14 protein-coding genes are annotated in these 11,242 nt (G+C 34.4%); all 14 read right to left on the bottom strand.

Annotated elements, in window-relative coordinates:
* Nucleotides 1–123 precede the first annotated feature (123 nt).
* The 14 genes from LIZ98_RS05915 to LIZ98_RS05850 all read right to left on the bottom strand — a co-directional run bounded on the left by LIZ98_RS05915 (nt 124) and on the right by LIZ98_RS05850 (nt 11,010).
* Complete coding sequence (locus LIZ98_RS05915) at nt 124–816, bottom strand: AIM24 family protein (RefSeq protein ID WP_041846841.1); 693 nt, start codon at nt 814–816, stop codon at nt 124–126.
* A gap of 481 nt (nt 817–1,297) precedes the next feature.
* A complete protein-coding gene (locus tag LIZ98_RS05910) occupies nt 1,298–2,002 on the bottom strand; it encodes a YciC family protein (protein ID WP_227139175.1) in 705 nt (234 codons plus the stop codon).
* Nucleotides 2,003–2,029: 27 nt separating this feature from the next.
* Nucleotides 2,030–2,608 carry a hypothetical protein gene (locus LIZ98_RS05905; protein ID WP_227202985.1) on the bottom strand — a complete coding sequence of 193 codons (579 nt, stop codon included), beginning with the start codon at nt 2,606–2,608 and terminating at the stop codon, nt 2,030–2,032.
* A complete protein-coding gene (locus LIZ98_RS05900; RefSeq protein WP_041848720.1) occupies nt 2,605–2,877 on the bottom strand; it encodes a hypothetical protein in 273 nt (90 codons plus the stop codon). Before LIZ98_RS05900 ends, LIZ98_RS05905 begins: the two co-directional genes overlap by 4 nt.
* A 172-nt stretch (nt 2,878–3,049) precedes the next feature.
* Nucleotides 3,050–3,898 carry a hypothetical protein gene (locus LIZ98_RS05895; RefSeq protein WP_227139173.1) on the bottom strand — a complete coding sequence of 283 codons (849 nt, stop codon included), beginning with the start codon at nt 3,896–3,898 and terminating at the stop codon, nt 3,050–3,052.
* Nucleotides 3,899–4,056: 158 nt separating this feature from the next.
* A complete protein-coding gene (locus tag LIZ98_RS05890; protein ID WP_227139172.1) occupies nt 4,057–4,911 on the bottom strand; it encodes a hypothetical protein in 855 nt (284 codons plus the stop codon).
* A 104-nt stretch (nt 4,912–5,015) separates the two neighbouring features.
* Nucleotides 5,016–6,281, bottom strand: a complete 1,266-nt coding sequence (locus tag LIZ98_RS05885; RefSeq protein WP_227139171.1) for a hypothetical protein — start codon at nt 6,279–6,281, stop codon at nt 5,016–5,018.
* Between the two features lie 232 nt (nt 6,282–6,513).
* The gene (locus tag LIZ98_RS05880; protein ID WP_227202983.1) at nt 6,514–7,110 is read right to left on the bottom strand and encodes a hypothetical protein; all 597 of its coding nucleotides are present in this window, start codon (nt 7,108–7,110) and stop codon (nt 6,514–6,516) included.
* 264 nt (nt 7,111–7,374) lie between these two features.
* Nucleotides 7,375–8,400, bottom strand: a complete 1,026-nt coding sequence (locus LIZ98_RS05875; RefSeq protein WP_227139169.1) for a vWA domain-containing protein — start codon at nt 8,398–8,400, stop codon at nt 7,375–7,377.
* Nucleotides 8,355–8,756, bottom strand: coding sequence for a hypothetical protein (locus LIZ98_RS05870; protein ID WP_227139168.1), 402 nt, complete (start codon nt 8,754–8,756; stop codon nt 8,355–8,357). The genes LIZ98_RS05875 and LIZ98_RS05870 overlap by 46 nt, the downstream gene beginning before the upstream one ends.
* A 61-nt stretch (nt 8,757–8,817) precedes the next feature.
* The gene (locus LIZ98_RS05865; protein ID WP_227139167.1) at nt 8,818–9,489 is read right to left on the bottom strand and encodes a pilus assembly protein TadG-related protein; all 672 of its coding nucleotides are present in this window, start codon (nt 9,487–9,489) and stop codon (nt 8,818–8,820) included.
* The gene (locus LIZ98_RS05860; RefSeq protein WP_041846190.1) at nt 9,486–9,896 is read right to left on the bottom strand and encodes a pilus assembly protein; all 411 of its coding nucleotides are present in this window, start codon (nt 9,894–9,896) and stop codon (nt 9,486–9,488) included. The genes LIZ98_RS05865 and LIZ98_RS05860 overlap by 4 nt, the downstream gene beginning before the upstream one ends.
* Nucleotides 9,896–10,165, bottom strand: a complete 270-nt coding sequence (locus LIZ98_RS05855; RefSeq protein WP_227139166.1) for a hypothetical protein — start codon at nt 10,163–10,165, stop codon at nt 9,896–9,898. Before LIZ98_RS05855 ends, LIZ98_RS05860 begins: the two co-directional genes overlap by 1 nt.
* Before the next feature lie 179 nt (nt 10,166–10,344).
* The gene (locus LIZ98_RS05850; protein WP_227139165.1) at nt 10,345–11,010 is read right to left on the bottom strand and encodes a hypothetical protein; all 666 of its coding nucleotides are present in this window, start codon (nt 11,008–11,010) and stop codon (nt 10,345–10,347) included.
* Nucleotides 11,011–11,242: the final 232 nt, after the last annotated feature.

Below are 11,242 nucleotides of genomic sequence, written 5' to 3'. Positions count from 1 at the left end.
CGCCTATCAAGAGGAGCATGCGCTCATTCGTTTTACTTTCCACTTGCAGGATGTTTTTAAAAAATGAAAAGACCCTACCAGTATAATCTCTTTAATGTTACTCATCTTCTTCCCACATAAACTTTAATGACTTTCTTGAAAATACACTTCTTCATACGGTTGGACAATGACAAAGCCGTCCCCTTGGAAGCGCATTTGGATGGACTCGCCGCTTCCTCTTCCAATAAAGGTTTTAAAGGAAACATCCGTTTGAAACTCCGGCTGCAGATTTCCTGACCAGGCAACTGTTGCATTTGGATCAGTTATAATTGGTTTGCCCGGTGTGACACGCAATGTTAACGGCTCATAATGGCTGGTAATCGCAATTAACCCGGTACCGGAACAACGGATATTAAACAATCCGCCCGCCAACATGCCGCTAACCCGCTTCATAAGCTTAATATCGTGTTTAATTGTTGTTTCCAATGCGAGTAAATCATTGCCATTCACATAGATGGACTCATTTTGTAAGTGAAGGATAATAATCTTTTTTCCGTCATCCGCCAAATACAATGTTCCTTGACCATTCGCCTTCATTAAAGAGGCTCCTTCTCCTGAAATCGCCTTTTTAAACATGCTACCTAGGCCTTGTTCCAATATTCCTTCACGTTCAAATTTAATTTTTCCGTGATAGGCAACCATGGAACCTGCTTTTGCCCAAATCTGTCCATTCAAATTAACTTCAAGAAGATGCGGAGTTTCCAGTTCAAATAATCCTTCCCCTTTATCCTCTTGTTCTGTTTGGCTCAAAAATTCGTCTAGTGAGTATTTACTCATGGCAAACACATCCTTTCATCATACATATATTTACGGATAACGGTTCGGATGTGTTTCAGATTTTTTTGCTAAGCGAAAAAATGATGAAGAACCGACCGTTTATCGAACTTGGAGCAGTCAATCTCCACCACCGCCTCCTCCATCTCCACCGCTATCCCCTCCGTCAGAGGAATCCCAACCGCCAAAACTAAAGAACCCCCCTGAATCATAGGAAGAGGAAGATTTGGATTTACTTGATTTCTTTCTTTGAGAGGAAGTTTTATATTTGCTCCGTCTTCTTTTTCTTGATAAAAGCAACCGAAAGAAAAGAAAATAAAGAATCACAGCACATCCTAAGCTAAATAAGGCCGCGTCTACATCATCTGTCCGTAAAAAGTCGATTATTAGAAAAAACCAAAAAAAGATAAAAAGATATAAAAATATTATTCTAAAAAAATGATATATTTTTCTCATGACTGCCCCTTTCGATATGTTCATAATTTTAATGCAATTTTTTCACCGGCACATGTTCCTCCAATTCTTCAAACCAATCATGAAAACGGCAGGTGGTATAAATCGTTAGTAACGGGAAAAAGATTAAATTTAACAGCAACTGTCCGAAAAAAATAGATAAATAGTCTGAAGATACACCTGAAATGGCAAGCAATAATATTGAGCTGAATAAATTGTCGATAAGTCCCATGGCAAGTATAATCAATAGGATTTTAAAAAAGTGCCTTTTAGCTAACCTGAAAGCCGTGCCCAGAGAGCGAAACGGATTTTGTTTTTTATAAATCATAACGTAAGGAGTAAAATAAAACAATATAAGAACAATTATTCCGGGTAGCACAAATAAAGTTATCCCAATAACAATAAGTGAAATATACAGGATGGCAAATAAAAACGCCATAAATCCATATTTGAAAAATATATGGTAACTCGAACTGAGCTGATTTTCCTCCCCGTTCAACTCCATCTGTATGAACTTGATCAACGGAATTTGAACAAGTACAAAAAAGACCATACTCAAAAATAAATTCGTATAATCCCCAAAAATTTCAGCAGGTGTATAACTTACATAATAATAAACGACATTCGAAGTAAAACCATGTACAAGCAAAAAAGGCAAGCATATCGTTAATGCTAATAACGTGATTTTCCAAAAATTATTCACATACAGACTAAAGGTCTCTTTTACATATTCCATCCTCTTCACTCCAATACATTGACATAATTAAGGATTCCGGCAATCTCTTAATAAGTTTCTTTTATAATCGTTTTCAGCCATTTGATGAATAAACTGAACGTATTCATCTGTACTAAGTTCTCCTATCGTTTTCGTGAAAAAGTTTCCTTGAAAATCTTTTTCAAATCCTTCCAGGGATTTTATTAAATTTGCCTTTGCTTCCTTACCAAATATTTTTTCAAGCTTTTTCGCCATTCTTTTGGCTTTAAACCTTTCAAATAATATAAAATTCCCTTCATCATTTAGATAAGTGATTATTTTTTCCGCATGATGCAAGTTATTAAAAACGTAATTAAATTCACTATATATTAATCCATCATATTTTTTGATTAAACTTCTTCCCCTTAACCACAGTTCTTTTGTTAATGTCTTTGATCGGTCATAGATTTCGTTATCAATTTCCAAAATAGATTGGTATATATCATTGAAAAGAATCGTATTTTTTGCCTGTATTGTTAATGTATTTATTATAATGTTTACTGAACTTTGTACAGGAAATAACATACTTTTATTTTGCTGAAGGAGCTGAATTAGTTCTTCAACATATTTTTTGCTTCTTTTCATCACTTTTTTATCACGTTTGTAGCAGCAATTGCAGTTCCATTATGTGTCAAAAAGAAATAAGCAATTTCCACACCTTCCTGTTTATTTAAGAGACCTCGTTTGGAGGACAAGACAAGCATCCCTTTCCCCTCTTGATACTTTTTATATAAAATATAGTAATAAAATTCTTCATCTGTTTCGGTATATTTAAAAACGTAAGGGTAAACCTCATATTTTTCATTTTCCCGTTTATATTTTTCGGCTATTTCTTGAAATTGCTGATTTAATTGCATTTACTGACACCTTCTTCTCTTAAAACCGAGCAATGATTTAAGTCACTCGCCTATTTCTCTAAACTGCGTCAACATCAATTAAAAATAGAAAGGCATTACATAAAAATTCCCATTACTTTTCGGATTTTGCATTTAGCGTCCGTATACACTTTATTAACATTGAATATCTTATTCAAGGATTTCGGCAAATTTCTAATAAATTTTTCTTATATTCATATTCAGCCATTTGATGAATAAATTGAACGTATTCATCAGTACTAAGTTCACCTCTTGTTTTCGTGAAAAAGTTTCCTTGAAAATCTTTTTCAAATCCTTCCAAAGAATTTTGTAAATCTTGTTTGGCCTCTGCACCATAAAGCCTTTCCATTTTCCTTAAAATTTTTCTAGCTTTGAATCCGTCAATGAATGAAAAGTGACTTCTCTCATTTAAATATGACATTATTTTTTCTGCCTCGGGAATATTGTTAATTACTTCCTTCACTTCACTGTACACTAAAGCATCATAATCCTTTATTAAATTCCTTCCCTTTTGCCATAATTTTTCCGTTAATACTTTTGTACCCGTGTGAATTCTTTGATCTAATTCCAGTAAATCTTGATAAATTTGATTTATACGTTCTGTATTTTTTGCTTGTAATGTTAATATATCAATAACGATATCTATTGAACTCTGTAACGGCTTTAGCAAATGTCTATTTTTCAAAAGTAGTTCAATAAGTTCTTCCACATACTCTTTACTTCTTTTTCTATTTTTATTTATTACATGATTTGCCGCTTTTGCAGTTCCATTATGTGTTAAAAAAAAGTAAGCTATTTTCACTGCCTCTTGTTTATCAATAAGTCCACGTTTAGAAGAAAGGACCATATTTCCTTTTCCCTGTTGATATTTCTTATAAAGAATATAATAATAAAATTCTTCATCTGTTTCGACATATTTAAAAACGTAAGAATATACCTCGAATTTTTCATTGTCCTGTTTATATTTCTCGGCTATTTCTTGAAATTGCTGATTTAGTTGCAATTACGGACACCTTCTTCTCTGAAAATCCAAACAAATTTAAGTCCACAGCCTATTTTACTGCCAAACTTTTTTCATCTTTTGTTGACCTTTTTTATTGTTTCAACTTCTCTTTAATCTTCTTTTTGCTGTTTTACCAACTTTGAGTAGAGCTCGAGAAATTAAGAATTTCGGCAATCCCGTAATAAATTTCTTTTATAATCTTCTTCCATCATTCGATTAGTGACTTGAATATATTCCTCAGTGTTCAGTTCTCCTCTTTGATTGGTAAAAAAATTACCTTGGAAATCTTTTTCAAAGTCTTCTAATGATTTATTTACCTTTTCCTTTGCTTGTTCATTAAACATTATTTGAAGTTGTTTTACTACATTTCTTGCCTTATATTTTTCAGGGAAACCTAGGTTCAATCGGTTTAGATAATCTATTATTTTTTCGGCACTCTCCCAACTTTTCAATAGGGTTTTCAATTCTTCATACATTGTTACATTATATTCATGAAGTAAATTTCTTCCTTTTTGCCAAGCCTCTTTCGTTAACACATGTGTTTTTCTCTGAATATGTAAGTCGAGTTCTTTAATTTGATTATAAATATCATTTACTTTTCTCGTATTCCCTATTTGCAATTCTAACGTATTATTAATCATGTGATAGGAATCAGCTAAGTGTCTATTTGTTAAAATTAAATCCTCTCCTTCTAATAATTTTGATTTGATTTTTTGAACGGTTTCAACCTTCCTTTTCCGAACCTCTGACATTGGCCCCAGAGCAGCAGAAACTGTACCATTATGGGTTAAAAAGTAGTAAGCAATTTCCACTGCTTCATTTTTTGGAATCAATTTTCGGGAAGAAGACAGGATGATATACCCTCTCCCCTCTTGGTAATATTTATAAACAATATAATAAAAAAATTCGCTATCTGACTCATGAAATTTATATACGTGTTGATAAATTTCATATTTCTCTTTTTCTTTTTGTCTGTCTTCTATTAGCTTCAAAAATTCATGACTAATTTTCATCTGCACTTCCACCTTAATCATAAATAAGTAGGTATTACATGAAAATCCCCATTTGTTTTCGGCTCATTAATCTGAATTTCTTAATCATGTGCTTGTTTTCTTACTTAAAATCCGAACAATGATTTAAGTCCATCGCCTATTTTACTACCAAGATCACTTACTTTTTTACCAACCTTTTTAAATGTTTCAACAGTGCCTTTAATGATTTTCCTTCCTGTTTTTGACTTATTAAGCCATTGTAAACCGGTTCCTGCAGCCCACAGGACGGCACCTGTCACCAATAAAACTCCTCCAACTACTTCTGTTGCCGGTGTCGGTATCGATGCACTTATAACCCCTGCGCCCATTAACGTCTCACCAAAACTGGAAAAAGTTTTTCCAGCTAAATCGGTTTTCATTTCAAAATTTGTTTCATTTTGCCATGCATGGAAATTTGTACCTGTTTCATATGCAGAAAAACCAAGGCCTACGGTAGCTGTTGCAATATTAAATTTGGAAAGGGTGGTCATGGGGCCTGTGGCAGTAAATAAGTTTCCAAGCTTTGACGAGTTACCTATAACTGTTTCACTAGATAAAATTTGTTGAAGATTTCCTATAGTATTTTGGTATGTTCTAAACCCCTGAACAGCATCTGTCCCCTTTAATATCCCATCCAACGCATCACCGGATAGCTGAACATAGCCATTTCCCGTTCCTTGCCCGACCAATTTATACCCGGAGACTAGGAAGCTTTTCCATGTGCCTGATTTTCCAAACTGATAATTTCCATTTGAATCCAAAACCTCTCCTACTAATTTAACTTGTTGTCCAATTGCATCATTGACAACGTATTTTATTCCTTCATAAAAACCCGGATCTTCAGCATTTGGATTATATCCGTAATTCTGGTTATTTTTTCCAGATTGTGTAGATATGCTATTCTTATATTTAGTATACTGATTAATTATCGATTGGCTATCCTTTGAGTGAGGCGAAATTTCTGAATAAGTTCCATCTTTATCAGGTTTATAGATTAAATAAGTCCCATCCTCATTGGACACAACAATCGTTCCATCCGGCATCATAACGGGAGCGGCAGTACCGTCAATTGGTGCGCCATTTTGTTTATTATTTCCGTTGATACCTTGATTTCCATCACCCCACTGATTATCTCCAGTATTTGGGTTCCCCGGTTCAATGGGGTCTCCCGGCTGAAGTGGATCGCCCGGCAGAATAGGCTTCCCAGAATCAATAGGCTGACCCGGGGAAAGCGGAATCCCCGGTGTGATCGGTTTCCCCGCGGTAAATGCCATTGTAGAAAAAGGTGTGGTGAAAAACATTGTGGACAGTGCAATTACAATAAATAAAAATATTCTAACATATCTTCCCATATTTTCCCTCCCCTTTGAGTTTTCATCTCTTCCGGCGAAATAAAGAATGATGACATGGCTGACAACTCAATTTTAATGTAACTCCGATCCATATTTCGTTTAATTTCTTCCTTAGGAAACTCCCTTTCTATACTAAGAAAAAAGGCTTCCATTAAAATTTAGAACGTGAAACATACAATTCTAGCTTTTAGGTATGGCGGTAACAGATTAAGAACCGCCTACTTTCATTTCATTAAAGGGAATCCATCTCTTCCGGCTTGATGAGAAAAGCCGGCAACATAAACAAACAGAAAAGAGAAATAATATAAGCAACTGCCCCCATTGCCATAAATTCAATGTACTGTTCTGCTATTGTCGTCCCCTCTTGACTAGTAAATGTCATAATGAAGGGAAGAATGATGATAACAATAAGAAATAATATATGGAAAATCCTCCCACCCTTGGAATCAAATGGATCTTTAAACATTTTGCCAATTTTCCATTTAGATAGGTGGGTGATAATAAATAATAATAACCAAGTGACCACAAAAAGAATCCATAAATGACTTTCCCCAATCCAAAGTAATCGGATAATCGGTTGTGTGGGAACAAAAGCCGCCATAAAAATCATACCGTAGCTCATTATCGAGAAATATCTTTTACTGTCAGTCATTGTCAACCAAGCATAAGCAGTTCGAATGATAAAGAACATAGCAACAGTTGTATTAATTAGCCAAAATTTTGTACTCCACTCCGGTAATGCACTAAATAATAAAGCAAAAAATAAATTAAATCCAATTGCTGAAACTAATTTACTTTCTTTAAATGAAAGTCGTCGATTATTATCCAAAGATACCACCTATTTTCTAAATACAGATTTAAAATTGAGAGCCTAGAATTACTCGGTTCATATACTTTGCCTGGAATAATAAAGGTACCTCCCTGAATCGGCGTACCCGGGGTAATTGGTTTCCCCGGGACAATGGGTGTTCCCGGAGTAATATATGCGAAGGCACTTACAGCCGGAAACAGCGTCCAAAAGATTAGCATGGAGGCTAGCATTAAATATAAAATTCTTTCAAGTTTCCTTCCTCTCAAATAATCTCACCCCAACCTATTGGGTATTCGTACTAGAAATATATTTACTCTCAAGTTTATTTATTGCTTCAGAATAACTTGCTTCATTTAACGCTTTTAATTCTTTTTCAAATTTTTTTATTTCTTTTCTTATCCATCGGTGATATTCAATACGTTTAGTTTCTAGATATTGATATGATTCGTCATTCATACGTCCTGCTTCATGTAAATAGGATAAAATAAGCTCTATTTTTGTACTCTCAGTAGTCGCTTTTATTTCTTCCTTTGTAATGTACGAAAAAATGGCCAAGTCGTTTTGCAGTTTTTTAGATTCTATTTTTTGCTTTCCCTGCTCCAACCATTCTTTCCATTTCTCAGTCAAATTACTTAAATTATCTAATTCCTTTTGCAATTCCCCTTCATTTGTAACGGTACCGTAAATTCCTTCAGTTGCAGCGGCAATTTCTCTCAATTGGTTCTGTCCCTCACTGTCCACATCAAATCCGATAACATTTATGATTGGGGATATATTTGATGAATACAAATCTTTAGCCGCTTCAATCGGCTGATCTTCACATGTATCAATTCCATCACTGACTAAATAAACGATATTTGTATTATTGGCTCCATCAAAGGAGGCTAAGTCATTTTTCGCCTCCCGCAAGGCTAAACCAATCGGCGTCCAGCCGCTTGGTGAAAATTTGTTAAGTGCTGCTTGGAACTCGCCTGCATTATAATTCGATATTGGATAGACAAGTTCACTGCTGCTACATGACAATGCTTTGTCAGCGTCTGAACCTGTTCCCTTATGACCATAAACCCTGATTCCAACTTTGGCGTCTTTCGGAAGTTTATTTACAAAATTGAGAATCGAATCTTTCGCTGATGCCATTTTTTCTTTTCCATTAATTTTTTGTGCCATACTACCTGAAGCATCAATAATAAATACGATATTTAAGTTATCTTTAAATTGATAACGGCTATCCGTATTTTCCGGACTTCCCAGTGACTCAAATTTTAATCGGTTAATGAGATTTTCCGGACCTTCAAAATCCTGTTGCATTTTTTTAACAGTTCTCTATAAAAATAATCTAATTCTTTTTCACTTGGGTTTCCGGAAATATCAGGTAAATCACTAAAGACCTTTAAGATTTCTTCTTTTGAATTTTCCCCGGATGTGTCCATATTGTAATACTTACCAATTGGCAATTCCGCCAGCTCCTGATATGTTGTTGGTAATGGTTCCACCTTTACATTGTCATTAACCGCTTTCTCCTTCCTTTCCTTTTTTACCGTCTGTTCATTTCCCGGTGTAGATTTATCTTCTGTTTCGTTACTTTCCTTGGCGCTATCATTACTGCATGCACTTAGTAAAAATAGAAGTAGTGCGGAAACAAGAATACTTTTAAAAATTTTCATACCTAGGCACCTCCCTTTTAAAAATTTTTTAAGTAGAATTATTTATCTAGCTAAACTGACACTAATCTAGTGGATATGTTGCCTCTCCCCACCCTAAGCGATGAACAAAATCCACTTTTGGTCCACTCCCCTTTTGCGGAATATCACTGACTATTTTTCGTAAAAACTTTTCCTGTTCTTGCCCTTCGAAGTGAACTACGGCTTTTACTTGGACACGTTCACCTTTAAAAACAGTTACTTCGGATTTACTGCTATCCCCGTTATTTCTTTGGATTACATCTGCTGCTACTTGCCTTATGTCTGTTAATTTCATACGAATTTTATCTGTAATATATGTTTCAAGCATTTCGTCTAAGCCGGGTAATTCCGCTTCAACCACCTGGTCAATCGCTTGGATGGCCGCCTCATTTCGAGAGTAGCCCACTGCCAATAAGTTAGTTTCTTGTTGATCAATTTTATAGGACAGCTTTTGATCTTCAGGAAAGACTCCTAATGGGTCTGTTTCTAAGAACTTCTCAATTTGATATTGGTCATAATCACTTACGGCTTCCCGAATCCCATCGTATAACACATCCGTTGCCGCAATACTCGCCTGTTCCGCTGCATTGGAAGCTTGTTGCTTGGTGACAAACACACCACTGATATTAATAATTAAAACCAGCATGAGTCCCATGATAAAAACAATCCAGATAATATAAAAACTTGCATTTCCCCGTTCATCTAAATTCTTCATCTCATCACCCGGCTCGCCGTTTCTTCTTTAAAGTCAATGGCCGTCGTCTTTTTCCACTCTTTAGGAACAAAAACAAGTTGATGCTTTAAATCCATCTTCACTTTAAAGTCCTCCCCTACTGGCATCGTAGGATCACCACTAACCGGTACCACTTCAAATTTCTCCAATAATAAGACAGAACTTTTTCCAATAACCTCTTTCGCTTTATTTTCCGCTTTAAGTTCATCTTCTTCCAAAGCAAATACTTTTGCCGCCTCATTTGCAGCTGTTTTTGCGGTCATAAGTGCATACCCCGATGCAACAACCTGCCAAAGCAACAAGAAAAGCATAAAATAAAACGGAAGAATCCCGAGAAATTCAAAACTTATTGCACCTTCTTCATTTTTTAACCGTTTTTCCCTTTTCATCATAAATTTCCCCCGGCATCAACTAAACGATTAATTTTATATTGGAGATACCAAATATTGAAGACAGCAAGCAGCCATGATTGAAAAATTTCTTCTTCAAAATAATCTTCTATCATTTCTCTTGCTCGAAAAGCCGAGTAATTTAAACAGCCGACAAAATAAAATGCCAAAATGATATCAATGCTATCTAAAACAGCAATACCATATTCTGTAAAAAAAACCGGGCCAAATAATGAATACAATAAGGAAAGAATTAAATATATTAACATAATAATCCACCATTTATATGGTATAACATTTTTTGTATTTAGATTTCTAAAGTATTTTTTTCTGCTAAGAAACCAATATGCATTGTAAGTACCAATTGTTACTATTGATAAAATGATCATAAGAAATATATTTGTTTTTTTAAATTCAAATGTTGAACGTGTTGCCAATTCCGATTGCATCAAAAGGTCACCCACTTTCTATCCTCGTGTAATTGTCCATACTTTCTCGCTAAGTAAATATAAAAAAGCGGATATAAAAATGTATTGACTAGGGCTCTCAGAACAAGAAAAAAGAAAAAACTATTTTCCAAATCTTTAATAATATAGGTTAAAATAGTCCAAAGTAATATTTGAACAGAAGAAATAATTACAATATCCCCTAAAACAGCTATATTCTCTGACTTCAGTGTTAACCATGCTTTCCGAAAATGATTTTTCATTGATGTTTCATCTACAAACACAGGCAAAAGGAATATTATTGAGAATCCAATAATTGTCGGCATTAGTATCAAAAATGAGCCAAAAACCGAGATGGCATAAACAATAACGGAAAATAATAATAAATAAAAGAAATAGCTAAAAAAGACCGCGTACAATTCTTTCAAGCTTACTGTTTCATCACTTAAATCTTTATGTGTTAAAAAACTAAATGGAGAAAACAATACAATAAAGTTAATGATTAATAGACACAGAGAAATAATTGAAGGAAATAAAACTGTACTGCTTTCATAAACATAGACAACTACTAATTGGATAAAAAAGGTAACCGGAAATACAAGTGTAATACTTAAAACTAATATGGACGGTAAATGTTTATTATAAATATCTAATACATCTTTAAACATTTTTTAACACCTTTCGCTTTTTAGTAAACAGAAAAATACTTGTCGTAATGATTGAGACTGATGTACTTAATACCAAACTTCTGTTTACTCTGTCAGGATCTGCCAACGTTTCTAGTTCAATAAAGAAATGGCCAAAAAAGATATTTAAAACACTAAGTGACAAACTTCCGATAAAACGTAAGCCCGAAATAAAAAAATAAACGTACCTTCACGGTACGTACTACAAATAACC

The sequence above is a fragment of the Caldibacillus sp. 210928-DFI.2.18 genome (genome assembly GCF_020554505.1).
In the GTDB taxonomy this organism is placed as follows: domain Bacteria; phylum Bacillota; class Bacilli; order Bacillales; family Caldibacillaceae; genus Caldifermentibacillus; species Caldifermentibacillus hisashii.
This window is presented reverse-complemented; position numbering and strand designations above follow the sequence as displayed.

Bases quoted from the DNA above. Each gene is read 5' to 3' on its own strand.
- LIZ98_RS05915 (WP_041846841.1), bottom strand. From the start codon at position 816: ATGAGTAAATACTCACTAGACGAATTTTTGAGCCAAACAGAACAAGAG.
- LIZ98_RS05910 (WP_227139175.1), bottom strand. From the start codon at position 2,002: ATGGAATATGTAAAAGAGACCTTTAGTCTGTATGTGAATAATTTTTGG.
- LIZ98_RS05900 (WP_041848720.1), bottom strand. From the start codon at position 2,877: ATGCAATTAAATCAGCAATTTCAAGAAATAGCCGAAAAATATAAACGG.
- LIZ98_RS05890 (WP_227139172.1), bottom strand. From the start codon at position 4,911: ATGAAAATTAGTCATGAATTTTTGAAGCTAATAGAAGACAGACAAAAA.
- LIZ98_RS05885 (WP_227139171.1), bottom strand. From the start codon at position 6,281: ATGGGAAGATATGTTAGAATATTTTTATTTATTGTAATTGCACTGTCC.
- LIZ98_RS05875 (WP_227139169.1), bottom strand. From the start codon at position 8,400: ATGCAACAGGATTTTGAAGGTCCGGAAAATCTCATTAACCGATTAAAA.
- LIZ98_RS05870 (WP_227139168.1), bottom strand. From the start codon at position 8,756: ATGAAAATTTTTAAAAGTATTCTTGTTTCCGCACTACTTCTATTTTTA.
- LIZ98_RS05865 (WP_227139167.1), bottom strand. From the start codon at position 9,489: ATGAAGAATTTAGATGAACGGGGAAATGCAAGTTTTTATATTATCTGG.
- LIZ98_RS05860 (WP_041846190.1), bottom strand. From the start codon at position 9,896: ATGAAAAGGGAAAAACGGTTAAAAAATGAAGAAGGTGCAATAAGTTTT.
- LIZ98_RS05855 (WP_227139166.1), bottom strand. From the start codon at position 10,165: ATGTTAATATATTTAATTCTTTCCTTATTGTATTCATTATTTGGCCCG.
- LIZ98_RS05850 (WP_227139165.1), bottom strand. From the start codon at position 11,010: ATGTTTAAAGATGTATTAGATATTTATAATAAACATTTACCGTCCATA.